The 26,165-nt window shown below is 68.9% G+C and carries 24 protein-coding genes and 2 pseudogenes; 15 read left to right on the top strand and 11 right to left on the bottom strand.

From position 1 onward, the window contains the following. Positions 1–22 precede the first annotated feature (22 nt). Positions 23–691, bottom strand: a complete 669-nt coding sequence (locus DAETH_RS23245) for a metal-dependent transcriptional regulator (protein WP_264778603.1) — start codon at positions 689–691, stop codon at positions 23–25. A 79-nt stretch (positions 692–770) separates the two neighbouring features. Next, on the bottom strand, positions 771–1,355 hold the full coding sequence (locus tag DAETH_RS23240) for a LysE/ArgO family amino acid transporter (RefSeq protein WP_264778602.1): 585 nt from the start codon (positions 1,353–1,355) through the stop codon (positions 771–773). A 42-nt stretch (positions 1,356–1,397) separates the two neighbouring features. Here DAETH_RS23240 and DAETH_RS23235 point away from each other — a divergent pair, with 42 nt between their 5' ends. From DAETH_RS23235 to DAETH_RS23195, 9 genes and pseudogenes are all read left to right on the top strand, one after another. After that, entirely contained in the window at positions 1,398–2,084 is a 687-nt protein-coding gene (locus DAETH_RS23235) for an MFS transporter (RefSeq protein WP_344870076.1), read from the top strand. Next, positions 2,033–2,368: pseudogene (locus DAETH_RS23230) on the top strand (cation diffusion facilitator family transporter); the annotation flags it as partial. The gene DAETH_RS23235 and the pseudogene DAETH_RS23230, both read left to right, overlap by 52 nt. A 93-nt stretch (positions 2,369–2,461) precedes the next feature. Then, positions 2,462–2,947, top strand: coding sequence for a TlpA family protein disulfide reductase (locus DAETH_RS23225; protein WP_264778600.1), 486 nt, complete (start codon positions 2,462–2,464; stop codon positions 2,945–2,947). 215 nt (positions 2,948–3,162) lie between these two features. Continuing rightward, positions 3,163–4,173 carry an imelysin family protein gene (locus tag DAETH_RS23220; protein WP_264778599.1) on the top strand — a complete coding sequence of 337 codons (1,011 nt, stop codon included), beginning with the start codon at positions 3,163–3,165 and terminating at the stop codon, positions 4,171–4,173. Continuing rightward, positions 4,170–6,464 (top strand): FTR1 family protein, encoded by a 2,295-nt coding sequence (locus DAETH_RS23215; RefSeq protein ID WP_264778598.1) that lies wholly within the window; start codon positions 4,170–4,172, stop codon positions 6,462–6,464. The genes DAETH_RS23220 and DAETH_RS23215 overlap by 4 nt, the downstream gene beginning before the upstream one ends. A gap of 391 nt (positions 6,465–6,855) precedes the next feature. Next, a complete protein-coding gene (locus DAETH_RS23210) occupies positions 6,856–7,278 on the top strand; it encodes a four-helix bundle copper-binding protein (RefSeq protein WP_264778597.1) in 423 nt (140 codons plus the stop codon). Then, positions 7,275–7,898, top strand: coding sequence for a DUF305 domain-containing protein (locus DAETH_RS23205; RefSeq protein WP_264778596.1), 624 nt, complete (start codon positions 7,275–7,277; stop codon positions 7,896–7,898). Before DAETH_RS23210 ends, DAETH_RS23205 begins: the two co-directional genes overlap by 4 nt. Positions 7,899–8,111: 213 nt before the next feature. Continuing rightward, entirely contained in the window at positions 8,112–9,158 is a 1,047-nt protein-coding gene (locus tag DAETH_RS23200; RefSeq protein ID WP_264778595.1) for a peptidase C39 family protein, read from the top strand. A 214-nt stretch (positions 9,159–9,372) separates the two neighbouring features. Further along, on the top strand, positions 9,373–10,116 hold the full coding sequence (locus DAETH_RS23195) for a WD40/YVTN/BNR-like repeat-containing protein (protein ID WP_264778594.1): 744 nt from the start codon (positions 9,373–9,375) through the stop codon (positions 10,114–10,116). A gap of 1,059 nt (positions 10,117–11,175) precedes the next feature. Here the strand turns inward: DAETH_RS23195 and DAETH_RS24760 are convergent. The 3 genes and pseudogenes from DAETH_RS24760 to DAETH_RS23185 all read right to left on the bottom strand — a co-directional run. After that, a pseudogene (locus DAETH_RS24760) lies at positions 11,176–11,415 on the bottom strand (GIY-YIG nuclease family protein); the annotation flags it as partial. A gap of 251 nt (positions 11,416–11,666) precedes the next feature. After that, positions 11,667–11,930, bottom strand: coding sequence for a metal-sensitive transcriptional regulator (locus tag DAETH_RS23190; protein ID WP_264778892.1), 264 nt, complete (start codon positions 11,928–11,930; stop codon positions 11,667–11,669). A gap of 52 nt (positions 11,931–11,982) precedes the next feature. Continuing rightward, complete coding sequence (locus DAETH_RS23185) at positions 11,983–12,186, bottom strand: CopZ family metallochaperone (RefSeq protein ID WP_264778593.1); 204 nt, start codon at positions 12,184–12,186, stop codon at positions 11,983–11,985. A gap of 151 nt (positions 12,187–12,337) precedes the next feature. Between DAETH_RS23185 and DAETH_RS23180 the strand changes: the two genes are divergently transcribed. From DAETH_RS23180 to DAETH_RS23170, 3 genes are read left to right on the top strand one after another with little or no spacing between them, the layout of a single operon-like run. Beyond that, entirely contained in the window at positions 12,338–14,854 is a 2,517-nt protein-coding gene (locus DAETH_RS23180; RefSeq protein ID WP_264778592.1) for a heavy metal translocating P-type ATPase, read from the top strand. A 59-nt stretch (positions 14,855–14,913) separates the two neighbouring features. Then, positions 14,914–15,354, top strand: coding sequence for a hypothetical protein (locus DAETH_RS23175; protein WP_264778591.1), 441 nt, complete (start codon positions 14,914–14,916; stop codon positions 15,352–15,354). Next, entirely contained in the window at positions 15,351–15,773 is a 423-nt protein-coding gene (locus DAETH_RS23170) for a hypothetical protein (protein ID WP_264778590.1), read from the top strand. The genes DAETH_RS23175 and DAETH_RS23170 overlap by 4 nt, the downstream gene beginning before the upstream one ends. Before the next feature lie 64 nt (positions 15,774–15,837). On the opposite strand, the gene DAETH_RS23165 is transcribed toward DAETH_RS23170, so the two are convergent. Together DAETH_RS23165 and DAETH_RS23160 are read right to left on the bottom strand one after the other, a co-directional pair. Next, positions 15,838–16,488 (bottom strand): TetR/AcrR family transcriptional regulator, encoded by a 651-nt coding sequence (locus DAETH_RS23165; RefSeq protein ID WP_264778589.1) that lies wholly within the window; start codon positions 16,486–16,488, stop codon positions 15,838–15,840. A gap of 86 nt (positions 16,489–16,574) precedes the next feature. Further along, positions 16,575–17,366 (bottom strand): IS982 family transposase, encoded by a 792-nt coding sequence (locus DAETH_RS23160; protein ID WP_264778588.1) that lies wholly within the window; start codon positions 17,364–17,366, stop codon positions 16,575–16,577. A 105-nt stretch (positions 17,367–17,471) separates the two neighbouring features. Between DAETH_RS23160 and DAETH_RS23155 the strand changes: the two genes are divergently transcribed. Next, a complete protein-coding gene (locus tag DAETH_RS23155) occupies positions 17,472–18,461 on the top strand; it encodes a hypothetical protein (RefSeq protein ID WP_264778587.1) in 990 nt (329 codons plus the stop codon). A gap of 125 nt (positions 18,462–18,586) precedes the next feature. Here the strand turns inward: DAETH_RS23155 and DAETH_RS23150 are convergent, their stop codons facing one another. Beyond that, the gene (locus DAETH_RS23150) at positions 18,587–19,453 is read right to left on the bottom strand and encodes an MBL fold metallo-hydrolase (RefSeq protein ID WP_264778586.1); all 867 of its coding nucleotides are present in this window, start codon (positions 19,451–19,453) and stop codon (positions 18,587–18,589) included. Between the two features lie 122 nt (positions 19,454–19,575). Between DAETH_RS23150 and DAETH_RS23145 the strand changes: the two genes are divergently transcribed. Continuing rightward, the gene (locus DAETH_RS23145) at positions 19,576–20,253 is read left to right on the top strand and encodes a helix-turn-helix domain-containing protein (protein WP_264778585.1); all 678 of its coding nucleotides are present in this window, start codon (positions 19,576–19,578) and stop codon (positions 20,251–20,253) included. Between the two features lie 27 nt (positions 20,254–20,280). Here DAETH_RS23145 and DAETH_RS23140 read toward each other — a convergent pair whose 3' ends face one another. The 3 genes from DAETH_RS23140 to DAETH_RS23130 all read right to left on the bottom strand — a co-directional run bounded on the left by DAETH_RS23140 (position 20,281) and on the right by DAETH_RS23130 (position 21,793). Continuing rightward, positions 20,281–20,457, bottom strand: a complete 177-nt coding sequence (locus tag DAETH_RS23140) for a uracil-DNA glycosylase family protein (RefSeq protein ID WP_264778584.1) — start codon at positions 20,455–20,457, stop codon at positions 20,281–20,283. A 386-nt stretch (positions 20,458–20,843) separates the two neighbouring features. Further along, positions 20,844–21,275 carry a hypothetical protein gene (locus DAETH_RS23135; RefSeq protein WP_264778583.1) on the bottom strand — a complete coding sequence of 144 codons (432 nt, stop codon included), beginning with the start codon at positions 21,273–21,275 and terminating at the stop codon, positions 20,844–20,846. Positions 21,276–21,328: 53 nt separating this feature from the next. Further along, the gene (locus tag DAETH_RS23130) at positions 21,329–21,793 is read right to left on the bottom strand and encodes a hypothetical protein (protein ID WP_264778582.1); all 465 of its coding nucleotides are present in this window, start codon (positions 21,791–21,793) and stop codon (positions 21,329–21,331) included. 696 nt (positions 21,794–22,489) lie between these two features. On the opposite strand from DAETH_RS23130, the gene DAETH_RS23125 reads away from it, so the two are divergent. Continuing rightward, a complete protein-coding gene (locus DAETH_RS23125; protein ID WP_264778886.1) occupies positions 22,490–26,110 on the top strand; it encodes a hypothetical protein in 3,621 nt (1,206 codons plus the stop codon). Positions 26,111–26,165 lie beyond the last annotated feature (55 nt).

Genomic DNA, 26,165 nt, shown 5'->3' with positions numbered 1-26,165 from the left:
TCGAAGCTGGGCGTGGCGCGGCTCACGCCATTACCCCCTCGGAGACCCGCACCTGTGAGGCGACGGTCAGGGAGAGGGCCAGCGGCCTCCCACCGACCTCCAGCGTCAGGATGCTCAGGGCCGGGTCACGGTGTACCACCCGCACCTCCGCCCCGGGAGTCAGGCCCGCCTCCATCAGCGCGCGCAGCACCTCCGGCTGCTCGGGCACCCGGGTGACCTGGGCCTGCTCGCCCACCCCCAGGCTCCCCAGAGGCCGCTCGTCGAGGGCAGGCAGTTCCCCGTTCAGGCCCGGGATCGGGTCCCCGTGCGGGTCGAAGGTCGGGTCGCCCAGCCAGGCGGCGATGCGGGCCTCGAAGGCCTCGCTGATTACATGCTCCAGGCGCTCGGCCTCGTCGTGCACCTCGTCAAGGGGGTAGCCCAGCGCGCGATGCAGGTACAGCTCCAGCAGCCGGTGGTGGCGCACCACCTCCAGCGCGACCTTCTCCCCGGCCGGGGTTAAGCTGGCGCCACGGTAGGCCGCGTGGTCCACCAGGCCGAGTTCGGTGAGCTTGCGCAGCATCCCGGTTGTGCTGGCAGGGGTGACGTGCAGGGCGTCGGCCAGAGCCTGCGTGCTCACGCTGCCACTCTGGCCCAGCAGGTAAAGCTGCTTGAGATAGTCTTCTGTCGCATGCGACAGGGTTCGTCCAGTCATAAATCATATTTAGGCAAGACTAAAAATAAGTCAAGGAGAACCCTCACAAAGATGTGACGACGAACCAACCGCGGGCTCCTCACTTGTGTTCCAGCAGCCCGCCGTGCAGCGCCCCCCACACCAGGCGCGCGGCGAAAACCCACATCAAGGTCCCGACCAGCAGGTCCAGCCACCGCCAGGCCCGCGGAGAACGGAACAGGGGCGTGAGACGGACGCCGCCCAGCGCGAGCAGCCCGTACCAGCCGAGGGATGCCAGGACCGCCCCGAGGGCGAAGAGGGTCGGGCCCAGCGGCGGAAAGGGTGCGGAGAGCGCGCCGAACAACACCACGCTATCTACGTAGGGGTGGGGGTTGAGCAGGGTCAGGCCCAGGGCCGTGGCTGCCACCTGGCGGGGACCGCCCACATCCCAACGAGGGGTATCAGCATCGATGACTTTGGGGTGGTGGGCAGCGTGGAACGCTTTCCAGCCGTGCCAGAACAGGAAGGCGGCCCCACCCCAGGCCGCCAGCGGGGTCAGCAGGGGAAGGTGCGTGAGCAGCGTCCCGAGGCCGGTGGTGCCGAGCGTGATGAACAACGCGTCGGCCAGGACCCCCGCTGTCCCCGCGATCAGCGGGTGGTGGCGGTGCAGGGCCTGCCGCAGGATAAAGGCGTTCAGGGCGCTCACGCCAATGAGGTGGATGGAGGAGGACCCTCACCTGGTCCGGGCGTGCCAGAGGCAAGCGTCACCACGCGGGCGGCGCTGAGGGGCGCGCCCTTCTGGTGGCTGTCAGGCGCGTTCGCGCTGGCCCGGTTCGCGTCTGCGGCGGTGGGGGCACATCTGGTGCCCCTGCTGCTCGAACGCGGGTACCCGGCGGGGTTCGTAGCCCTGATGGTCGGGGCCATCGGGCCGTTGCAACTGCTGGGCCGTCTGGTCTTCGCGCCTGCCCTGGGGCGCTGGTCGCTGAGCATTGTGACGGCGGTGATGTTCGGCCTGCTGGCGCTGGCGTTCGCAGCCCTGCTAATGCCGGGGCCATCCGGCGTGTGGGTGTTCGTGGCCTTGTTCGGCGCGTCCAACGGGGCGAGCACCTTGTCCCGGGCGGGGTTGATCGCAGAGCTGTATGGCCCGGCGAGCTACGGGAGCATCAATGGGGTGCTGGCGTTGATCGTGGCGGTGGTGGGAGCACTGGCGCCACTGCTGGTGGGGGCGGTGTACGCGGCGGCGGGCGGCTATACGGCGGCGCTGTGGGGATTGGTGTTGAGTGGCTGGTGGCGGCGGCGGCTGTGGCGCGGGCTCAACCCGCTGCCGGACAGGAGGCGAGGCACCCTTAGCGTTCATTTCCGCGCGACTGCTGGTGTGACCCCAACGTCCTGTGGTCGGGCTGGGGGCTGGTCCGCGACAGCGTGGGGGGATTGATGGACGTGGCCGCCCCCGCCGAGACGGTCGCGCGGCTGCGGGGGATCATCGGCGATCACGCGCAGGGCGCGCTGGAAGTGCATGACCTGCGGACCCGGCTCACCGGGCACACCACCTTCGTCGAGTTCCACCTCGTCGTGCCGGGCAGCCTCGGCGTCGCCGAGGCTCATGCCATCTGTGACCGCATCGAGGAGGCGATACAGGCGGAGGTCGAGGGCGCGGTCGTGACCATTCACGTCGAGCCCGAGGGGAAAGCCAAGCACTCCGGCGTCCTGGTGCTGTGAGCGGGGGCGGCCCAGAGTACTCGCCACAGGCAGGGCCTTGGCCGGGAGTCGGCGCGCGTATGCTGGGCGGAGTTCCGTTCCCAGGAGGAAGGCATGAAGCGTGCGGCCCTGTTGCTCGTCCTCGCCACCCTGGCGCTGCCCTGGTCGGCCGTTGCCGGAGGGGGCAGCCCGCGCCGCCCGGCACCGGACTTCACCGTCACGGACCTGAGCGGCCAGCGCGTGTCATTGCGTGACCTGCGGGGCGAGGTGGTCATCGTGCTGTTCGGCGACCTCGGCTGCGCCGTCTGCCGCGAGAACGACCGCCTGCTGCGGGGCTACCAGTTCGAGTACCTGAGCCACGGCCTGACCGTGGTGAGTCTGCACGAGCACGCGACCCGCGCGGAACTGGAACGGTACGACGCCGGGTTCGCCTCCAGCACTCTCACGGGACTTGACCCGGGGCAGGCCATCGCCCGCCGGTACGGCGCCCGGCCTCTTCCCACGACCGTCTTCATCGACCGGGAGGGGAACATCCGGGGCGTCCACCGGGGACGGCTGAGTGAGGGGGAACTGTTGCGGAGCCTTCAGGCCCTGCTTTGACGTTTGAGGGTCATGGGCCAGGCCTGCAAGGGGAGGCGGTGGTCCGCTGGCCCACCCTGTATAGTCTCGGGCCGCTTCCCCTGTCCCTCAGCCCATGACCGCTCTTATCAGGAAGAGTTCGCAAAAGAAAGCCGTCCAGCACGGCGATTCTTGACATCGGCCCCAGACGGCCCTACCTTTAATCCGACTGATCCACTCGGATTAGAAGGAGAACCATGCGCACTGCCTCCCTGCTGCTGACCCTGCTGCTCGCCCCGACCGCGTTGGCGGCCGACCTGAGCGGCACCAAGGCCCACCTGCTCGGCCGCCTGGACGCCCTGAGTGCCTCCACCGCCCGGCTCGCGCAGGCCTCTGACGCCTACTACACCCTTGCCAAGGGCGCCAATTTCGACTATGCCCGGCTGTGGAAGAGCAATCCCGCCGGGGTCAAGGCCGCCGTCGAGCGTACCCGCGCCGCCTGGCGCGACGCCAGCCCCCGCTACGAGCAAATTGAGGGCTTCTTCGCCGGACAGGACCCCTTCGACCGCCTGGACCTGATCATCGACGCCGCCAACCCCGGCACCGACGGGGGGGTGGACCACGACGTCAAGCTCCCCAACGGGACCGTGCTCCGGCGGCCCGGCGCGCTGTTCAACCTCACGGAGGCCGCGCTTTGGAGCCTCGATCCCAGGTACACCGCCCTGAAGGTGAACCTGGGCGCGAAGGACGGCCTCGGCAACGCCCTGCCCGACGCCAACGTGCTCAAGGGCGGGGTGGACGCCCTGCACGGGGTGGTCGGGCAACTCCGGCAGACGGCGCGGGGGTGGCAACCCAGCACGGGCTACGTGTTCAGCACCCTCACCGCCAATGTGCCCACCACCCAGGACTTCCTGGAGGTCTGGCGCGCCTCGCGCTTCGTGACCGGCGGGGCCAGCAAGACGCAGGAGTTCGCGGCCATCTCACGTCTGAACGACCTGCGCGACAACATCGGGTCCTGGCAGGTGATCTACGCGGGCGTGAGCCCTGAGGTGCGCCGCAGGAACGTGGCCCTGGACACCCAGGTGCGGGGCGGCCTGACGGAGTTGCGGGCCTATGTCGAGCGGCTGATCGACCGCGAGCGGCAGCGGCGCTTCACCCCCGAGCAGGCCCTGCTGGTGCAGCGGGAGGCGCAGGACCGGGCGACGGCCATCGCCGGTCCCCTGACCCAGGCCGCGGCCCTGCTGGGGGTCAAGGTGGCCGGCCAATGACGGGGCTGAGGTGGGTGCTCCCGCTGCTGCTCGCCGTGACCGGCGTGGCGAGTGCGGCGGACCTCGCGGCCCCGGCGCAGACGCTGCGGGCCCGGCTCGCCGACGCGCAGGTCGAACTCATCCTCGATCCCGGGCACGCGGTTACGCTCGCGCGGGAGGCTCAGGCGACCTTCGGGCGTGACCTCGCGCCCGAGCTGGGCAAGGTGGACCCGGGAGCCGCGCGTCAGGTTGCGGCTGACCTGAACGCCGCCGTCCGGGCAGCCGGGCAGGACGATGAGCCCGGCTTTGCCGCCGCCCGCACCCGGGCCTGGACCGGGCTGCTGGGCGGGACGTACCGCGCCCTGGAAAGCGCCGTGCGGAAGAACGACGTGGCCGAGGCCCGCCGGTGGCTGCCCTTGCGGGAGTACCGGCCCGCCAACCGCTTCACCCACCTCAACGCCGACGCGACCGAGGCGGTGGAAGCTCTGGCGCGGGGCCAGGCGGGGGTGGACGCCGCCCTGCTGGGCGTGCGGGCCGATCTGCTCGACGGCTACCAGACCCGCCTCAAGGACGCCCTGACCGGGCTCAGGGATGCCCAGACGCAGGGCTACCGCATTCGTGCCGCCGAGCAGACGGCCCTGGCTCGCGGCTACTTCGAGATCCTGGCCCCGGCCTACCGGGAGCAGCGTGGGGAGAAGGCCCTGGAATCGGCGCGGCGAGCCTTCGCGGCCCTGCCGGGAAGCCTGAAAGAGGTGACGGGGTTGATGAACGGCTTCCGGGCCGCGCCCCTCAGCGAGCGCGAGCGGGCCCGGCGCGCTTCCCAGGCGCTCCGTTACCTGCGTCTCGTGCCGGTGGAGTACGGACGTGGCGTGACGGGGAATGCCGGGCAGGTCGTAGTGAAGCGCGACCTGGAGATCACCGAGGCCCGCACCTTCCTGACTGCGGCGGGTGGGGCCTTCGACGACCTCGCCCCGCTGCTGGGGGACCGGGCCGGGACCGACGCGGCGAGAGGTGCCTTTGCGATGTTGGCGGCGGACCTTGACCGGGCGGCTAGGAAGGAGAATGCCCCTTCCGCAGCGCAGGTGCAGCAGGGAGTGGACGCCCTCTCGGCCCAGCTCAGCGCCCTCTTCCCAGCAGCGTGGAAGCGGCACGACGCCAGCGGTGACATTGACGTGATCCGCTCTCAGGTCGCGGCGGCGGTACGGGCGGCGGGAGCCGGGAACTACGACCTCGCCGAGAGCGGGCGGCTCGACGCCTACGCCACCCTGGAGGGCGGCCCGGAGGCGAGAATCGCGGTCTTCGCCCCCGACCTCAAGCTGCGCCTGGAAGACCTTTTCTGGAACGGGGAGGAGCCCAAGGGACTCGCCCGGCTGATCCGCGAGCATGGGGACGCAAAAGCTTTCGGGCAGACCCAGGCGGCCCTGGAAAGCGCCCTGAACGACACGGCCAAGCTGCTGGGCACGGACGTCGCGCCCGCCGCCGTGGCGACGAACGCGGGCGTCATCGTGTTCCGCGAGGGGCTGGAGGCCGTGCTGATCCTCGCGGCGCTGATGGGCTCCCTGCGGCGCGAGAACGTGCGGCACCTGCGCCGCCCGATGTGGCTGGGGGCCGCGCTCGCTCTGGGCGCCTCGGTGCTGACCTGGCTGGTGATGCAGGGGACCCTCGGGCTCTTCGCCCGCTTCGGGGAGAAGCTCTCGGCGGTGGTGAGCGTGGTCGCCATCGGCGTGCTGCTCGTGATCATGAACTGGTTTTTCCACAACGTGTACTGGACCGACCGCATGGCCGCCTTCCAGCAGCAGAAGCACCAACTGATGGGGGGCCGGGTGAAGGGTCAGTCCGCTCAGGTGCTGGGTCTGGTCGTCCTGGGGTTCACCTCCATCTACCGCGAAGGCTTCGAGACGGTGCTCTTCCTCCAGTCGCTGGTGTTGCAGAGCGGCACGGGCGTTGTCCTGGCAGGGACGGGGCTGGGTTTGGCTGCGGTGTTGGGTGTGGGCGTCCTGGTCTTCGCGCTGCAAGCCAAGCTGCCGATGAAGAAGCTGCTGGTGTGGACGGGCGGCATGATCTGCGCGGTGCTGTTCGTGATGGTGGGGAACACGGTCCACACGCTGCAACTGGTGGGCTGGCTGCCGGTGCACGCCCTGCCGGTGAGTTTGCCAGCCTGGGCGGGGTTGTGGGGCGGGCTGTACGCGACCTGGGAGGGCGTGGTCCTCCAGGTGTTCGCCGTCGTGGCCGTGATGGGAAGTTACTTCCTGGCCGAGGGGCTCAAGGAGCGTCAACTGCACCGGAAGCTCACTGCGGCCGCCTCGCGGTAGGTCGTGGGGCCAATCCGGGCAAGGGTTGAGCCTGACGCTTTGCTCCCCCCGTGTGGGTGAGGGCCCTCCGGCGCCCCCACCTTCCTCTACTCCTACCGGGAGGATTTCCGCCTCTGCAGACGCCAGGTGAGCGGCGGCCGTGGTTCCCGTCGTGCTGACTGGCTGGTGGGGGAGTGGCCTCGCCTGCTTCCCCGCGTGCTGCTCTTTCCGCGACCACCCACTCGGGGCCGACCCGCAAGCCGCTGCTTTTACATCGTCTTGAGACTTGCAGGACTTTACACAATCTGAACACAGGCGTTTTTACATAGCGGGACAACGGTCTTTCCCACTGTTGCGCTCGAAGGTTCGCCCGTCGCGCCGCCGCCCTCGCTCATAATCAAGGAGACCGACCATGCCACAAAACACCCAGGCGATGTTACAAACCCATCCCAATCCCGGGAGTGTGTTTGACCAGGGAGCCCTTGCTGCGTGCATCGACGCCTGTTTTGAGTGCGCGCAGGTGTGCACCTCCTGCGCCGACGCCTGCCTGAGTGAGCAGGGTCACCTGATGCACCTCGTCCACTGCATCCGCCTCAATTTCGACTGCGCCGACGTGTGCGGGGCGACGGGCCGGGTCCTCTCGCGGCTCACCCAGCCCGATCAGAATGTCCTGCGGGCCCAGCTTCAGGCGTGCCTGGCCGCCTGCCAAGCCTGCGGGAATGAGTGCGAGATGCACGCCCGGGACATGAACATGCAGCACTGTGCAGTGTGCGCCGAGTCCTGCCGCCGCTGTGAGCAGGCCTGCCAGCAACTCCTGGGGAGCACGAGTGCATGAAGAAACTGGTCCTGACCCTGGCCCTGACCGCCTTGCCCGTCGTCTCCGCCCAGGCGGGCGGCAGCCAGGGGGGCACGGCGGCCAACATGTCCACCACCATGATCATCCAGATGCAGACGGACATGCGTGCCCGAATGCAGCCGATGATGGAGGACCTGCGCCGCCTCTCCGGGACGGCCTTTGACCGCGCCTTCTTCTCGATGATGATCCCGCACCACCAGAGCGCCATCGAGATGAGCCGGGCGGCGTTGCCCCGGCTGCGTGATCCCCTGGTCCGGGCTTGGGCGCAGAGCATCATCGACGAGCAGCAGAAGGAAATCGCCGAGATGCAGAACGAGTTGCAGCGCCTGGGCGGGCCGGACACGGCGCGGCAGACCCGCATGCGTCAGGCGATGTCCAGCATGGGACAGATGATGACGCAGATGATGGGCCAGTCGCGAAGCCCTGACCACGCGTTCCTGGAGATGATGACGCCGCACCACGGCTCGGCCAATGAGATGGCCAACGTCGCCCTCCAGAACGGTCAGAGCGACCATGTGTTGGGCATCGCGCAGCGCATCATCATGGCGCAGGCCGACGAGATGCACGACTTCAAGGACTGGTTGCGCACCCACCAGTAGGTTCTTCCCCTTCACAGCACCCGCCAGGCATTGGCGGGTGTTCCTGTCGTCGGTGGGCCCGGCGGTGGGGTGAGTCCGGGGGCCCGGGAACCCGACGACCTGGGCACACTGCGGCTGCGGAGGTCCCAACAGACTCCTCTGCCTCCAACGGTCCGGGCTTCACTCCACCCCTCCCTTAACACAAGGGCAACACAAGTCCCCTACCGTGTTCGAGTGACATTTCGACGAACCCTCTGGATCACTCTGCTGCTCACGTCGGTGGCGGGCGCCGCGCCCTATGCCCAGCAGACGAGTTTTGGCGTTTCCTCCCCGCTGATCCAGGCCGCGCAGGCTCAGACGAGTGTTCCGGGGTCCTGGGAGCCCCTCCCGGGGCCGAGCGGTGGGCGATTGGAGAGCCGTGTCGTCGAGGTCGCGCCGTTCAACGAACTCGTGCCGAGCTGGAACGTCACGGGGCCTGTCGACAGCCCGCTGACGGTGGAGGTGCGGGTCCGGCGACCGGACGGCCGCTGGACGCCGTACTTCGGATTCGGGACGTGGCGCGCGGCGGGCACCCGCACCAGCCTGCCCGTGACGCGCACGGCGGACGGGGCGGTGAACACCGACACCTTGACCCTCCCCTCCCGCAGCACCGCCTTCCAGTACCGCGTGACCCCGGGGCCGGGCCTCCAGGTTCGTCTGCTTTCGTTCAGCACGTCCGACACCGCGTTGCGCCTGCGGGACCAAGGCCGGGCCGGGCAGGCGAGCGCCTGGAACCGGGTGCTGGCGGTCCCCGGGCTCTCGCAGATGATCTACCCGGGCGGGGGCGAGGTCTGGTGCAGCCCCACCAGCGTCTCCATGATCCTGGGCTTCTGGAACCGCCCGGTGCGGGTGCCGGACGCGGCCAGGGCTACCTTCGACCCCCGGTACGGTGGCTTCGGCAACTGGCCCTTTAACACCGCGTACGCCGGGACGCAGGGAGTGCAGGCCTTTGTCACCCATCTGGGCAGCCTGCGCGACGCGGAGGCTTACATCCGTCAGGGCCTGCCCCTAGCGGTGAGCGTGCGCTTCAAGGCGGGCGAGTTGCCGGGAGCACCCCTGTCCTGGTCGAACGGGCACCTGATGGTCCTCACCGGCTTCGACGCGCGGGGCAACCCGGTGGTGAACGACCCGGCGGCGAGAAGTGACGCGGGCGTGAAGCGCACCTACCCGAGGGCCGTCTTCGAGCGGCTGTGGCTCAACCACGCGGGAGGTATGGCGTACGTGATGGCGCCCCAACCCTGAAGCACACTTCGGCACCGCTGGGCAGGCGTCGTACAGTGGAGGTGACGCGCCGCCTCCTGTGGTGGACGTTCATGGGAGAGATGAGGACATGACGACGCGAAGGGCACGGCCGTCCCGACGCCCCCTGCTGACCGGCGCCCTCCTGGGCGTGCTCCTGGTAGCAGGTGCCGCGGGGTGGCAGGTGCGAAATGGGACGGCGGTTGCGGCAGGCCATTTGAGCGGTGACTTTCACGCCCTGCAGGTGCTGCCCGGCGGACGGCTGCTGTACGGTCAGCACGTGGGCGTCTCGATCAGCACGGACGGCGGCCGCACCTGGAGTCGGCCCGACGGTGCCGGGGACGCCATGACGCTCGCCGCTTCCCCCCGGTCCCCAGTCCTGGTCCTGGCCGGACACGACGTGCTGAAGACCAGCCGGGATGGCGGGGCGACCTGGCAGCCGACGACCTTTGGGAACCTGGCGAGCCGGGACCTTCACGGCTTCGCGGTCGTCCCCGATACGCCGAACGTGTGGTACGCGAACATCGCCGGTCTGGGGTTGTACCGGACGCGCGACGGCCGCAACTGGGAGGTGATGTCGCCGGAGACCGCGAACGCCACGGCGCTGGCGGTGGGGCCCGGCGCGGGGCCACGTCTGTACGCGCTCGTGGGAGGTGAAGGCCTCATCATGTCGGATGACGGGGTGACCTGGCAACGGGCCCGCGCCGCGCCCCCCGCCGCCCCTTCCGGCCTGGACGTCCACCCGGTCAGCGGCCACCTGTACCTCGCCGGGGCGGGTGGCCTCTGGCGTTCCGAGGACCGGGGCGCGACTTGGACGCCCCTGGGCTTCAAGGGGGGCGCGCGGCTGGTCGCCGCCGACCCACAGGACGAAGCGAAGCTGTATGCCGTCGGTGAGGGCGGCGCCGTGTACCGCTCGCTGGACGGCGGACGAAGCTGGCGCCCGGTGGGACAAGGAACCTGACGACCGAATCCGCGCCCGCCGCACTCCCCGCACCCTCGGCGCGGGTGGGGCCAGGATCAGCGCCTCCGGCGTGGCCCCGGCGATTGCAGCTTCATGCCCTCGCCCAGGTACCGGCGGTTCCAGAAGGCGAGCCGCCGCTGCCATGCGGGTGCGGCGGCCTCGCGCGCCCAGCTCGTGGGGGTTGTTGAGGGCTGGGGGCACCCGTTCCGGTCGCGGAAGGGCGGTGTAGGTGGCCTGGTCGAACTCCTCCCAGGTGCCCCAACTGGGTGGTTCCGGCCTGCCCTGACCGGAACTCCTCCCCAGGTCGCGAAGCTGACTTTCGCGTGCGGCGTGCAGAACAACCGAACTGTTCACTTGCCCGTCGCCTTCCAATTCCTCGAGCAGGGCGACGGCCGCCCTTTGCGTGTCGTAGTGCACCCCGGACAAGGCTTCCAGAGGGGAGAACCATCGATGGTCCGGGTCGGAGAGGTGTGATCGCCGCTCGACCAGGCGGGCGTGCCAGTCGGCAAAGACGATCAGGTCAATCAGCCGCAGCACTCGCGTCGCTTGAACCTGGAAAAAGCGGCTGAGGCGGTAGTGACGGGGTGAGGTCAACAGGAAGCGCGCCGCGTAATAGGCCGCCTCGTCCGTTCCGGGGGCCGCGTCAAAGTATTCACGCCAGCGGTCGACGGAGATGTCGGGCTGTCTCAGTCTACGGTGGGCCACGGCCAGTTCCCGCAGGCAGTCCAGGTCGCCCAGGGCCGCGCCCTTCTCCAGGGTTTTGAGACCGCGTTTCACGTTGACTTCGGTGCCGTAGCCGCGCAGCAGGCTGGCGCCGAGGCGGGCATGGGCCTCCGGCAGTCCGGCCTTTGCGGCGGCCTCGTAGTACTTGATGGCCTCGTACATGGATTTGAGCACGCCCCGCCCCAGTTCGTGCGCCTGGCCCTGCTCGTAGAGTTCCCGCGCCTTGTGCTGCCCCTGAAACTTCACCTGTTCGTCCGCAGCCCGTTTGACCGGGTCGGTATGGAAGGAGGTGGCGCCGTACAATCCCTGGAGGCGCAATTCCAGGAGTGTGTCAATGGCGAAGGTCGGGGGAACCCGGAAAAACTCGCGGCCCTGATTCACGCGGAAAGGCGCGAGCGAGGCGTGCATGTGCTGTTCTGCCCCGTGGACGTCCTCGAAGTTGGCCTCATAGGCGATGAGGAAGTCGGTGGGAACGCCCGTCGCCCCCGCGAGTTCCCGCGCCCGCTCGGCCGCGTCCCGCATGGTCAGGCCGACCTTGACCAGACCGGGCATGCTGGGGTTGAGCAGAACGTACAAGGTCCCTGGTTTGGTCAGGGTCGATCACCGCTTTCGTCTGCCGGGGGCATGCCAGCTCTCAGCTTGCCATAAGGAGGCGCGCCACGCCCGGCACCCGGTCGAGGCTGTTCCGCCACGGGCTTTGACGAATGGACAGCCCGGTCCGGGTCCACTTCCCGGTGGCTGTTCACCCCCTGCCAGCAGGGGGTTCAGCCGTTGCCGCCCCAAGATGCTGCGGGCCGCTTGGGGGCGGCCCGCAGGAATCAGGGACTTCAGGTGTACTTGAGGGCTTCCATCAGTTCCTCGACGATCTCGACGCTGTCCCCCCGGGTGGAGGCGGTGGCGACGTGGGCTTCGAGGTGCCCCCGCAGGACGACCTCGCCCGCACCGCTTAGCGCCCCCTGCACGGCCTTGATCTGCCGCAGCACGTCCACACAGTACGCGTCGTCCTGTTCCAGCATCGCCACGATGCTGTCGAGGTGGCCCCGGGCGATCTTCAGCCGTCGGGCGGCGCGTTTGCGGGCGTCCTCGGGCATGCACAGCCGGTCCTGGGGATGGCAGGCGGCGGCGGGCTTGGGCTGCGTCACGTTAGCCGCGCACTTGGGCGCCGTAGCCCTCTTCGGTCACGGCGGCGATCAGCGCCTGGGGGTCGGCGTCGCCCTGCACGGTGGCGGCGCCCCGCTGAAGGTCGACCCGGACGTCTTGCACTCCGGAAACGCTCTTGAGCGCGCTCGTCACGGCCTTCTCGCAGTGCCCGCAGCTCATACCAGTCACGGTCAGTTCGGTGGTCATACCCAAATCCTATACCCTACCCGGGGGGATGTCAAGGACGAATTGGGAGCTAAAACCCTAGAAGGGCACGAAAATCCTTTCCATCCTTGCTATTGCCTCGCGCTTGCCGTATGATTCCCTCATACCCTCCCAGGGAGGATAGGAGGTAGGCATGAGCAAAACCATCGAGCTGGGCGTGCGGGGCATGACCTGCGCCAGTTGCGTGGGCCGCGTCGAGCGGGGCCTGAAGAAGGTCGAGGGGGTCGAGAGCGCCGTCGTGAACCTCGCCACCGAACGGGCGACCGTGGCCTACGACCCTGCGGTGACCGTCCCCCAGGCGTTGCTGGACAAGATCAAGGACGTGGGATACCAGCCCGTCGTGGGTGAGATCGAACTCGGCGTGCAGGGGATGACCTGCGCCTCGTGCGTGGGCCGGGTCGAGCGGGGACTCCGCAAGGTGGACGGCGTGCTGGACGCCAGCGTTAACCTCGCCACCGAACGCGCGACCGTGAAGTATCTGCCCTCCAGCGTCAGCGTCGGGCAGCTCAAGGCCGCCGTGAAGAGTGCGGGCTACGAGGTGCTCGAAGCCCAGGTCGGTCAGGACCGCAGCGACCTGGAGCGCGAGGCGCGCGAGCGGGAGACGCGCTCCCTGAGAAACGCAGTTGCCTTCAGCGCCGTCTTCGCCATCCCCCTCGCCATCCTGGCGATGGTCCCGATGCTCGTGCCTGCCGTGAACGACTGGCTGATGGGGACGTTCGGACACGGGGTCATGACCACCCTGAACTGGGTCATGCTGGCCCTTGCCGCGCCGGTGCAGTTTGGCCCCGGGATGCGCTTCTACCGTCTCGGCTGGAAGGCCCTGAAGAACCGGTCGCCCGATATGAACTCGCTGGTCATGATCGGCACCTCGGCAGCGTTCTTCTACTCGCTGGTGGTCACGCTCGCGCCGCAGGTCTTTCCCGAAGGCACCGCCCACGTGTACTACGAGGCCGCCGCCGTCGTGATCACCCTGATCCTGCTGGGCAAGTACTTCGAGGCCATCGCCAAGGGGCGAAGCAGCGAGGCGATGAAGAAGCTGCTGAGCCTGCAGGCGAAAACGGCGCGTGTCGTCCGTGCCGGTCTGGAACTCGAACTGCCGACCGACGAGGTGCTGATCGGCGACCTGATCTCGGTGCGCCCCGGCGAGAAGATCCCCGTCGACGGCGAGGTGATCTCGGGCAACTCCTTCGTGGACGAGAGCATGATCACCGGCGAACCCATCCCCGTCGCCAAGCAAAACGGCGCGGCGGTCGTCGGCGGCACCATCAACCAGAACGGCGCCTTTCAGTTCCGGGCGACCAGGATCGGGGCGGACACCGCTCTCTCGCAGATCATCAAGCTGGTGGAGAGCGCCCAGGGCAGCAAGCCCCCGATCCAGGGCCTCGCGGACAGGGTCGTCTCGGTGTTCGTCCCTATCGTCATCGGCATCGCCGCCCTGACGTTCCTGATCTGGATGCTGGTCGGGGGCAGCACCGCCCTCTCGTTCGCCCTGGTCACCACCGTCGCGGTGCTGATCATCGCCTGCCCCTGCGCGATGGGCCTCGCCACGCCCACCTCCGTCATGGTGGGCACCGGCAAGGCGGCGGAACTCGGCGTGCTGTTTCGCAGCGGTACCGCTCTGGAAGGTCTTCAGGGCGTGAACGTGGTCGCCGTGGACAAGACCGGCACGTTGACCAAGGGCAAGCCGGAGTTGACTGACCTGGTGACCGCCCCCGGCTTCTACCGTGCGGACGTGTTGAAACTGGTCGCGGCGGCCGAGGAGCAGAGTGAGCACCCTATCGCCCGCGCCATCGTGGACGCGGCGAAGAAGGAAGGGGTGGTTATCCTGCCCCTGGAAAGCTTCGAGGCGGTGCCCGGGTACGGGCTGGAGGCGCGGGTGGAAGGCCGTCTCGTGCAGGTCGGTGCCGACCGCTACATGCAGAGACTCGGGCTGAACGTGGGCGAGTTCGCCGCCCAGGCCGAGCGGCTGGGGGACGAGGGCAAGAGCCCGCTGTACGCCGCTATCGATGGGCACCTCGCCGCCGTGATCGCGGTCGCCGACCCCATCAAGGAGGGCAGCCCCGAGGCCGTGAAGGCACTCCACCGGCAGGGCCTCAAGGTCGCCATGATCACCGGCGATAACGCCAGGACCGCGAACGCCATCGCCCGCCAGCTCGGCATCGACGAGGTGCTGGCCGAGGTGCTGCCCAGCGGCAAGAGTGACGCCGTGAAGGAGCTCCAGGCGAAAGGCCAGAAGGTGGCGTTCGTCGGGGACGGAATCAACGACGCTCCAGCACTCGCTCAGGCGGATGTGGGCCTCGCCATCGGCACGGGCACGGACGTGGCCGTCGAGACCGCCGACGTGATCCTGATGTCGGGGGACCTGCGTGGGGTGCCCAACGCTCTGGCGCTGAGCCGCGCCACTCTGCGGAACATCAAGCTCAACCTCTTCTGGGCCTTCGCCTACAACATCGTCCTGATTCCCGTTGCGGCTGGTGTGTTGTACCCGGCCTTCGGGTGGCTGCTCAGCCCGGTGCTGGCGGCGGCGGCGATGGGCTTTTCCAGCGTGTTCGTGCTGAGCAACGCCCTGCGGCTGCGCTCCTTCCGCCCGCCGGTGCGCCCCGCCCCCGCCCCCGCCCGCACGGTGGCCGCCACCCCGGCACGCGCCTGACCCCCAGGGGCCGCACCTTCGGGATGCGGCCCCCTCGCCCCGAAAGGAGTGCCGTTCCTATGGCGAAGCTGAACGTGGCCGATCTGATGCGCGACCTCCGGACGAACGCCAGGCAGGGCCTCTGCCGCGCGAGTTTCCTCGAACGTTCCAGGAAGCGTGCCGCTTACCCCGGCGAGCAGGGCCTCCCGCTCCTGGGCGTGGGCAGTTCCTGCGGCAAACCCGCCTTCGCGCTGCCCTACCCGCTCACCTGGACCGAAGAGAACACGCTGGCCCTGGAAGCCCTCGCCCGGCGCTACCGCGGCCACGTCGAGTACGGCCACCTCGCCCACCTGCGGCACACCGCCACCGACAGGGAACTCGCGGCCCTCCAGGACTGGACCCCCTTCGGGGTGGTGTACCTGCGCGCCGAGTACGAGCACGCCGCCGAACTGCTGCGCGACCTCGTCGAGACCCTGAGACCCCATGACGCCCCCAACGGGCAGGAAAGGATGACCCCATGACCAAGCTCTCCCTTGGCCCCTGGATCGCCGCCCAGAAGCTCCCCAGTCCGAACCTCGCCCGCGACCGCCAGGCCTTTCTGGAACGCGTGAAGGTCCGCGCCGAGTCGCCCAGCGTCGCGGGCTTCCCCCTGCTCGGCACGGGGGGCTCATGCGGTAAGCCTGCCTTCGCTCTGCCGTACAGGGTCACCTGGAACGAGGAAAACACCTTGGCCCTGGAAGAGGTGGCCTGCGAGTTCGGCTGCTTCGTGGAGTACGGCGTGTACCCGCACCTCAAGCTCGAGGACGGCGGGCAGGAGGTCGCGGCGGTGCAGGACTGGAGCACCTTCGGCACCGTCTACCTGCGCCCCGGCTACGAGCGGGCCGAGGAACTGCTCGTGCGCCTGGCCGAGGTGCTCGCACCCCAACACACGCTGGTCTGAAACGCGCACTTGCCGGGAAGGGCGAATCCTCGTGACGAAGGTTCGCCCTTCCCGGTGCTGTGGATCAGGTCACGGCCCCCGGCCTCAACGGTGGGGCGCCCGTCACCGAGGACAGGTACGCGCCCAGCAAGCGTCGCGCTTCGGGCAAGACGTCGTCCGCTGCGACCTCGTCCGTGGAGGCCAGGTGAAAGAGGGCGTGCGTGACCTCGACGCATACGGTGGCGACGACTTCGAGCTGCCCGGCGGCAAGGTGCGGTGCCAGCGGCGTCAGCAGCGTGACCACTCGCCGAGCGACCTGCTGGTTGAAGTGCCGCTCGGCGCGCGCAAACTCGGGAGAGGTGTAGGCGTGCGCGAGCACCCGAAACAACCCGGGGTGCTGCTGGTCCATTTCGACGAGCGCGTCGAACAAGGCGTCGATCCATTCCACGGTGGAGCGGTGGCCCTCGCTCCCGGCGAGGGCTTCGTCCAGCCAGGTGAAGAAGCTGGCGTCAAAGCGTTCGCTGAGCGCGTACAGAACAGCCTCCTTGTTGGGGAAGAACTGGTAGAGCGATCCGACCGATACCCCCGCCTGCTCGGCAATGGCCGTGGTGGTCGTGGCGCCGTACCCGCGCTCGGCGAAAACATGAAGGGCGGCGTCGAGGATCTTGGCGACGCGGCGCCGGCTGCGCACCTGGCGCGGTCTGCGACGGGGCTGTACGGCGTCCTTGCTGGTCATGATGGGTTCTCCGAAATGCGAATTGAAAACGTGGGGAAAGCTTCGCATATTAGTAACCGCGAATAGGGATTGATCGGGAGGCGGTTCTAGGGTAGAGGGAGCAGGTTACGGAACTTGAGGTTGTAGGCCAGGACGATCAAGGCGACCTTGAGGCGCAGGGCTGCCAGGGTTTTGACCTGTCCCCAACGCAGCCCGGCGCCGACCAGGGCCGAGAACACCGACTCGATGATCTTGCGGGCAGCCGCGTAATCCTCTTTCCAGCGAGGGTCAGGGCGCTTGGCGCCCTGCTTGGGCGGGGTCAGGTAGGTCCCCGACTGATACCCCTTGTCCCCGATCTGCCGAGGTCCGCTGTAAGCGGACCATTCCCGGTTCATCACACAGCCCACGGTGAAGTCGTGTTCGTTGGCCGGGTGAATCTCGTAGCGGGCGATCTTGCCGTTCAGCGTGCTCCACGCATGGAGTTTGAAGCCGTACACCGGGCCGGAGGTGCTGAAGCCGTGTCTAGCCCCCTTGAACTTGCAACGTGGCGCGCGTTTGAAGGTGCAGACCGGGAGGGGTTCGGAATCGACCGCCACGAAGTCCAGTGCCTGGACTTCGACGCTCACCCGCTCGATCACGGGGGTCAGGCGTGCCAGCCTGACCCTGGCCTGCACTTCCGACGGGTAGTGTGGACAGTGGTTGAGCTTGAGCAGTCTCCACCATCCCTTGAAGTACACCGCCTTGTGGACCCGTTGCAGCACCGCGACGGCCACCAGTTCGGCATCACTGATCTTCTCGTGCGGGTGGATCAGCTTGGGTGGCATCTGGGGGGCCAGCCAGACCGTGAGGCGCTTCAGCGCCTCGGGGATCGAGAGTAGACTGAGATCGGGACGGCCCATAAGCACCGTCCCTTTGCCATTTCTCCCCCCACCCTGTCAACCCCTATTCGCGGTTAGTAACCTCTCGGCCATCCGCGTCCGGCCTCCCAGCCAAGGAGTCTTGCCATGACCACCCGACGCTCACGCATCACATTCCGCTCTGCCTGGACCCAGCGCCCCCTGCCCTTCGACTGGGCGGTTGTCGCCCTCGGCGGCCTGATGCTCTTCGGCGTGCATCTCGACGCGTGGGCGCACCACCGCTACGCCCTCGAAACTTTCTTCACGCCCTGGCACGGCCTGCTGTACAGCGGTTACGCGCTGCTCGCCCTGCTCCTGGCCGTGCGGGCGTTGCGGGGAGGGGGCCTGCGCCCGGGGGCCATGCCCGCCGGGTACGAATGGTCGCTGGTGGGCGCGGGCCTCTTCGCCCTCGGCGGGCTGAGCGACCTCGCCTGGCACACCCGGTTCGGCATCGAGGTCAGCGTCGAGGCGCTGCTGAGCCCTCCACACCTGCTGCTCGCCCTCGGCGCCGGCCTGATGGTCGCCGGTCCCGTCCGTGCTGCCCTCGCCCGCGGCGACACGCGTGCCCCGTGGCCGGCCCTGGCGGCCCTGGCGCTCTTGCTGTCCCTGCTGACCTTTTTCACGGCCTACGTGAATCCCCTCGCGGAGACGGACGAGGTGCTCAGACAAGGTGTGGGAAACGGCTTGGGCCCATCCGGTGTCCTCGTCCAGGCCGCCCTCCTCTCCGGCGTCGTCTTGTTCGCCGCGCGCCGGTTCACGCTGCCTTTCGGGGGGCTGACCCTCCTGGTCACGCTCAGCGCCGCGTTGATGCTGCTCGTCCACGCCGACTACACCCTGCTGCCCACGCTGCTCGCGGCGGGCCTGCTCGCGGACGGCTTCTACGCCTGGCTGCGCCCCTCCCGGGAGCGGAGCGCGGCCTTTCGCGCCTTCGCCGCCCTGGTGCCCGCGACGACCTTCGTGCTCGTCCTCACGACCTTCTCCGTGACCGGCGGGCTGTCGTGGAGCGCGACCCTGACGGCCGGTGCCGTCACCCTCGCCGCGATGGTCGGGTGGCTCCTGAGTTTCGCCTTTCTGCCCGGCGTTCTTGACCAGCCGTGACGACCTGCCCGCCATTGACCTCCGGGCATCGCGGAACGCAGAGGCCTCACGCCGCGCTTTTCCTGGGGCAGCGCGAACATCATCCGTTGCCCCGGGGCACCGCGGCAAGGTTCGGCTCCTTCAGCTCAGGCAGGACCGCCGTGGGTAGCTTCGGGGGCCCAGGTCCACCCCTCGGGGGCACGCCTGACCCGGCCAAGGCCGGGGAAGGGAAAGTGGAAGGCCTGGACGAGGGCGTTCGCCGAGGACGCGCGCTCGAGAAGGGCCTGCCGGGTTCTGACCGTCTGGGCCGGATCGAGGTCGACGTTCGCGGTCCACTCGGGATGCGGCACATGCAGGGGGTGCGTGAAGGCGTCGGCGATCACGAGGAGCTGCTCCCCGTGCGAGCGCACGAGGACGGCGAGCTGTCCGGGGGTGTGCCCGGGCACGGGGAGGACGGTCACGCCGGGAACCACCTCCGTCTCGCCGTCGACGAGATCGAGTTGCGGCTCGATGGGACGAAGCTTCTGGTGGGCGAACCAGGTGAGCAGCCCGGCGAATTCCCGCGGCGTGTGGTTGAGATCGGGATGCTCCGCGTTCCAGAAGGTCCACTCGGCGGTGCTCATGACATACCGCGCGTTCGGGAAGGTGGGCTGCCCGTCCTGACCGGTGGCCGCGCCGATGTGGTCGGAGTGACCATGCGTCAGGATGACGACATCGACGGCGGCGAGGTCGATGCCCGCGGCGCGCAGCCTGGCAGGGAGCTTGCCATTGCCCGGGTCCCATCCCGCGCCGGCGTCGATCAGCACGAGGTGCTGTGGCGTGCGGACCACGAGACAGGTGTAGGGCGTGTGGATCGGGGAGTTCTCCGCCCCCCGCTGCCCCGTGGCGGCGACGAATGCCTGCTCGTGGGGTCCGAAGGCGAATGCCTCGGGTTGGTAATCGTAGCCGCCGTCGTCGATGGCGATGCAGATCACGTCACCGACTGGGAACTGGAAGACGCCCCCGTCAGACATCGCGGCCATCCGGGTGGGGGAAGTGAGCTGCGGAGAGTGGGACAAGCCGCTTGGTCATGAGGGGGCCTCTCTTTCGTTTAGGGTCACCTGGCCTCACCCAGTGTCCGGGTAGCCTGAGTGAAATGGAGGATCAGAACTCACGTAGGGCCTGGCTCGAGGTCGGGCAGGTGGAAGCCGCCGTCTACCTCACGGACCTCAAACGCCTGCGGGTGCTCGAGCCTTTCTTCGGGGAAGCCCGCAGCGTGACCGAGGCCGCCCGGCAGCTGGGGATGAAGCCAAATTCACTGCTGTACCACGTGCGGCGCCTCCTCGCGCTCGGCCTGCTGCTAGTCGCGGCCGAGGAGAAACGCCCCGGGCGTTCCATCAGGCGGTACCGGGTCTCTGCCGACAAGTTTTTCGTGCCGGTCGAGGCGACGAGCGCCCGCACGGCCGAGGAACTCCTCGCGCGCTGGGAGCGGCGCCTTCAGGACCACCTGATCACCAGCGCCCTGCTCGCGTCGCCCGGGGCGTCCGGACCGTGGGGCCTCCTGGTGGGGCAGGATGACCGGGGGTTACTCCGTGTCACCCGGGTGACGCGCGCTGGCCAGTCCCTGCTCGGTCTCGACCCGGACCAGTCCGCCACGTTGCTCGGCTGGTACACGGGCCTGTACCTGGACTTCGCGGACGCGAAGGCGTTTCAGGGGGAGCTGCACGACCTGATCCTGCGGTACTGGAAGCGGGGCGGGGGGCAGCAGTACGCCCTGAGGGTGGCGCTCGCGCCCCTGCTGGGCGGTGACCTGCCCCCGCTCCTGAACGTGTAGTGCGCCCCGGTGGTGCCGCCACACGCGTCAAGTCGGCCGCTGGACCAGCTCGGCCAGGGCCTGGTCGTGGGCGAGCTTGACCGGGAAGGGCAGGCGGGTCAGGCCGCTCGGGGAGGGCAAGACAAAGTCGGTGGCGTCCTCGATCAGGGCGCCCTCCTGGACGCCCCAGGGGGCCTGCCGCTTCCCTGCGGCCGGGAGGTACACGCCCTTCCCGGTGTACGCGACGATGGGGGGATGCGGTACCGGGTCACCAGGCCCCGGAGAGGTGAAACTCCGGCGCGCAGTTCCGCAGGGCTCAGTTCGGCAGCGCTCGTGGTGGGACGGGCGACGAGGTTGGTGGGCCTCAGTCCCCACCCCAGCATCAGGTGATCTCCCCCGGGTCGCAGCAGGCGAGAGGTGAGCCCTGAGGCGACCAAAAGCGGCCAGAACTGGTTGCCGCGCCCCGCGTCATGGTGGCCGAGCTGCGCTGGGGTTGAGCCCGACGAACAGGACCCGCACGCCCTCTCCCACCAGGTCTGCCAGCCCGGGTGGGGGGACGCTGGCCCCATGCTCCGGCACTTCCGGTGACCTGCGGCTCACGCGCCCCGTGGTCACAGGTCGTACAGGAGCACGGCCGTGTCCAGCCGAAGTCCTGCGTCCCGTGGGTGCTTGAAGCGGAACCGAAAGCGGCGCCCCACGAGGTCGACCTCCGTGTCCTCCACGTATCGCCCGTGTTCTCGGATGCACCCGAGGATTTTCGAGGCGACGGCCGACACGTCCCGGGTGCGGTTGAAGATGACGGCGGCGGTGAGCAGGTCACGGGACGTGAGGTGGCCCAACAACTGGTCGACCGTCTCGCGGAACAGCTTCTCGCCGCCCCAGAACTTGCACTCCCCGACGAAGGCGGTCTCGGTCCCGTACCGCACCAGGAGGTCCGTCTTGCCGGTTCGGTTGAAGGTTTCCCCGGACGCCTGGCTCGGGAAGGACATGTTCAGCGCCGCGAGGAGAACGTCGCGCAGGGCCTCCTCGCCCAATTCCCGCACGACCGTGTTGCTGCGCTCCAGGTGCGGGGTACAGCGGTCGATGGCCCCCAGGATCAGGGCGTCATCCCGCTCCGGGAGGAGGACGGCCTGCTGGGGTTGCGGCAGGAATGGGTCGCCAGGGGGCTCAGCTCCCCCCTCTCCCGGGGTTCGACGAGGTGACGGGCCACCCTCGTCGGGTCGGACGTGGAGGCCAGGCCGTAATGTTCCGCCCGGCGCAGCGTTTCGGTGAGCTGGCCGCGGCGCTCCTCGAGAAGGGTCAGGCTTCGTTGCGGCAGGCCATGGTTGTACGGCCGGACTTCCGCCTCCACCTGCGCGAGCCACCACCCGAAGGGCCCAGTCTTGCTCGCCACGGTGGGCAGATAGGCCGCAGGATTGTACTGACCTTCGAGGAAGCGGTCGGTGAAGACGAGCCGGCGACCCGCCTTGTCGAGCTGCGCGGAGGGGGGATTGGTCGAGAAGTGGGACGGCTGGTACTCGAACAGCTCCGCTGTGCCCTGAAACGGCACCAGGACCCGCACCTGGGTTCCCCGGTGCCCCTCACGGGGTGCGGGAGGAGTCCCAACGAGAAGAGCCCGGGCAGGCGGCGCAGGTCCTGCGGGCTGAGGACGATGCTCCTCGGCCCGTCGATCACCGGACGCTCCAACACGGGTGTCACCAGCCGGTGTCCCTCGGCGAGGCGCCCGGCCAGGACGGTCAGGTCCTCGTACAGCAGGGCCTGGTCGTCCAAGTGGCGCGCCTCGTCCAGGGCGGCCTGGCGGCGAGCGCCGATGTACTTGGTTGCAGGAAGAGGGTCCGCGCCGTCACCTCCCCATCCTGATTGGAAGATTCCTGGGACTCAACGCCCCGGGAGAATGGGGAGGGTGCGGCGGGGATGCTCACAAGGTTCACGGCGGTGAGGGCCTGACCGTGCACCACTTCGTGCCCGGACGGCGTCGGTAGGACGTGTCTCCCGGTCTGCCGTATCGCAGTGCCAACCTGGACGACCTGCCGCCCTCCCGAGACCTTGACGCCCGGGCACCAGCAACGTCAGGTTCTGGGATAAGTTGCTTCAACCACAGGTGCGCGTCGGCGTGAGGCGCTCAAGTTTTTATTGGCCAGTTGCCACCACCTTCACCTCGTCCACCGCACAGCCGCAGGTCTTGTTCAGGAGAACACTCAGCGTGACGACATGGAGTGATGTTCAGCGGAGTCTGACGCCATTTTCTTCTCTCGAGTTGCTTCGTGGCGCCGCCGCCGCGCAACTCTGTCCCGAGAACGCTGACCGGCTCCTGCGCCTGGAGGCGTTCGCGCAAGCTGCCCTGTCCCTGCCTCCCCCGGCGGGCGGTCGCGCCCCGACCGTGGACGAACTCCGCGGGTTGATCCACACAGCGGGCGCCGTCTCGGGCTTCTCCATGATGGAGGACCCCTCCGACAACGCCTTCACCGAGCACCTGGTCGTGGAGGCCGGGGACTTCGTGGTGTTTCCCGGCATCGAGGAGGAAGCCGTCCACAGCGTGGAACAGCTCCTGACGGCAGCATTGGGGCTGCTCCGGCAGGGTGCGGGAACGCCCCAGCTCGGCCGCGCCGTCCGTTCGTGCCTGGCGCTCCTCGCGCTGAGTGGTGAGGTGGACCGCCGCAGCGCCGGACATCCGACGGTGGGCGAACCTCAGCGGGGCGTCTTCCTCCCGGACGGTGGCCGCCTCGAACGCCTGAAGGACGCCGTCACCTACACGGAGCAGGACTTGGCTGCCGTGCTCGCGGCCCCCGGGCTGCACGTGAGCGACCTCGCGCCGTTCATCACTCGTCCGGGCAGGGGCAGCGGTGGTGAACCGGGACTGGACGGCGGTCCCCTTGCCCACCAACCCCTGGTCGCCATCCAGGACAGGTACGTCTTCTTCCCGGTCGGGCACGTGCTCCGCGCGGTGCGCCACCTGCTGCTGACCCCCAGTTCCTTCACCGCCGCCCTGGAGATTGCCTATTACGACCTCGCCTGGCAAGGGGTGCAGGTGTCGTTGCGCCGCATGGGCGTCGTTCAACCCCTGGTGCCATTTGCGGGTGTCCACACGCCGCTCGTGCGGACCCGGGCGTTCGAGATCGACCGCGACAAGGTGCTGCACCTCGCGCTGGTCGGCGACCCCTTCCGCAACTACCGACCGCACGAACTGTTCGAGCCCTCGGACCTCAGCGCGCTGCAGCCGAACCTCGACGGAAGTTACGCCGCCCTGGAGGCGCTGCACGGTGCCTTTCCCGAGGCGATGCGGCCGCAGGTCTTCTCGTTGGTCGTCTTCGAGGGCCTGGGGAACATGACGCTGCTGCCCAGACTGGGCGCCGAGACCGCGTACGACCTGAGTGTGGGAGCGTCCGACCTGGAGGTGATGTCGTACGACTTCGAGGGTGATTCGCTCGGCCTGCTGTACTTCGCGCAGGCGGTAAGGGATATGTACACCCGGCAGCGGCTGGGGATGGTCGGCACGCTCGACCTGTTCGACGCCTACCGCCGTCACGGGCGCAGCTTCTACCTCTCCGACCAGGCGCCCCCCACATCGCTCTTCCTGATGCCGGGGGGTGCGGGAAACGTGCGGCGCGAGCGGCGTGCTGAGCTGACCGCGCACGGCGTGCCGTACGGCCCGGCCTTCACCAAGGTCACCAACCATCACCGCGACCCCAGCATCGGGCTCTTCCGCTCCCTGGAGATGCTGCGGGGCCGCGTCAGCAACTACCTCGCCGAGGGCGACCACCTCCGCATCTGGGTGGTGGCCGAGCACGACGAGGCCGTGGACGTGAACTTGCCCCTCGTCGCGGAGACGGTCGCGTTCTGGTTGTGGCAGCTGATGCCTCCCCTGGAAGCGGGCCTGAGGCAGGACGGACCCCACCTGTTGCGGGTGGTGATCGAGGCTGTCCCCCCGCTCCCCCCCGACCCGGGCGCGCCCATGCCCGGCCTGCGCGTCCTGATCGATGCCGCCAATGGCACCGTCCTGCTGCAGGTGGACGGGACGTTCACGGCCAACTTCACCACCCCGGACAACCTCCCGGAGCGTGCCTGGATGCACGTGGTCCTCGGCGCCGTGACGCGGGTCATGGCGGCGCACGGGCTCCTTGGTGCCACGCGGCCCGATTTGGACGCAGCCATCAGCGACGTGATGGGCGATCCCGCGAGGAAAAAGATCAGCGTGCTGTCCGGCGGAACGGTCCTGCTCGACGGCAGCGAGCTGCCCCGCGCGAGGGTCTTGCAGGAACACCAGGAGAGCCGCGCGCTGGACTTCCTCGCCGACGCGCTGAGCGCCGAGTTTCCGGTGGGCACGGTTCGGGAGGGGGGAGATGCCCCCGCGCTCCTCAACGCCGCCGTGGCGAGGCTGTACGGGGAGTTCGTGCGCCTGGTGGGGACGCTCGACGCCCGCCAAGCCGTGCCGTACTTCGTTCGGCAGCATGAGGCGATCATTCACCGGACCGCAGGACGCCAGTTCACGTTCGACTTCACCCGCCGCTGCTATGCCGGCCACCCCAGGATGCAGCACCACCTGCGTGAGGAGTACGGACGCAACAACCGCACGGCCATCGCGTCCCGCTTCGTGATCGAGTACCTCGCGGCGCAGCCGCCGCAGGGCGAGGCCGCCCCGACCCTGGAGCTGCACGACCGCCTGATCGCGCTCGCCGCACTCATCCACGGCTTCGGCACGAACAGCGACCTCGCCTATCACCGCCTGGCCCACGTCACCGCCGAGATCCTGCCTTCCGGCCGCCTCGCCTCGGAGCGGGGGGCTTACGAGCCCGCGCGCGCGGCGTTCGAGACGAACATGTTCGGCGAGGTCACCCGGGATTCCCTGAGCCTGGCCCGCTCGTACCTGGGTGGGCCGGCCCCGGAGGACGGGCTTCCGGACCGCACCGAGTTGAACGCGGCCTTCCGGAGCGAGACGGGCTGGACGCTGAGCGACACGCTGGGGTTTCTCAACAGTGTCAGTGCCCTTCCGGGCAAGGGCGTGCTTCCGCGGCAGATGCCGCTGACCGACTTCCTCCGTGCCGTCGCGCAGGATCTGGGTTGGGATGAAGGGAAGGTGCGCGCGCTCCTCGACCTGCTCAGCCTGACCCCGCGTCCGAACTTCCTGCGCCCGCCCCACCCCTGGCGCCGTGAGGACGTCGAGCCGTGGCGTTTCAACCGGCGGCTGTCGTACCTGCGCCGCCCGGTCCTCCTGCTGGGCGGCGAGACCCCCAGCGTGGTGTGGGGCCCCCGGGCGGTCACGTCCGCCTCGCACTACCTGCTGGACCTGCTGCAAAGCGGGCGCTTCAGGGCGGACGGCACCCCGTTGCGTCAACTTCTGGGGGAGGTCAACCGGCGTCGGGGACGGGTCTTCAACCGGGAGGTGGCGGCGTTCCTCCGGGCGCTGGGGTTCCGGCACGTCCAGGAGCAGGCGAAGGTGCTCGGTCCCGTGCGTATGCGGGGTGAGGACGGCCTCGATCTCGGGGACATCGACGTCTTCGTGGTGGACGAGGCGCGGCGCCGGGTCTCCTGCGTGGAGTGCAAGAACTTCGCCGTGGCGCGCACCTCCGCCGAGATCCACGCCCTGTTCGAGCGGCTGGAACGCGGCACGGCGACGGAACGGCCCATCGTGGAGCGGCACGGGCGCCGTGTCGAGCATGTCCGCCAGCATCTCCCCGCCATCCTCGGGCACTTCGGTCTCACGCCGGAGGGCTGGGAGGTGGAAGGGTTCATCGTCTTCAACCGCGATTCGGTCGCGTATTACCTGTCCACTGCCCCGCTGCCCGTGCTGTCGTTCGAGCAGTTTGTCCTCCGCATGCGCCTGTTCACCGGCCCAAAAGAAGAGATGACAGGTGAAGCCCCTCCAAGCGGGCTCGGATGAACTCCGCGTCGACGGAGGGGCTTCAGCTCTGCGTCGGCAGGAGCCAACGTGTCCG

This window comes from Deinococcus aetherius (assembly GCF_025997855.1).
GTDB lineage: Bacteria > Deinococcota > Deinococci > Deinococcales > Deinococcaceae > Deinococcus > Deinococcus aetherius.
This window is presented reverse-complemented; position numbering and strand designations above follow the sequence as displayed.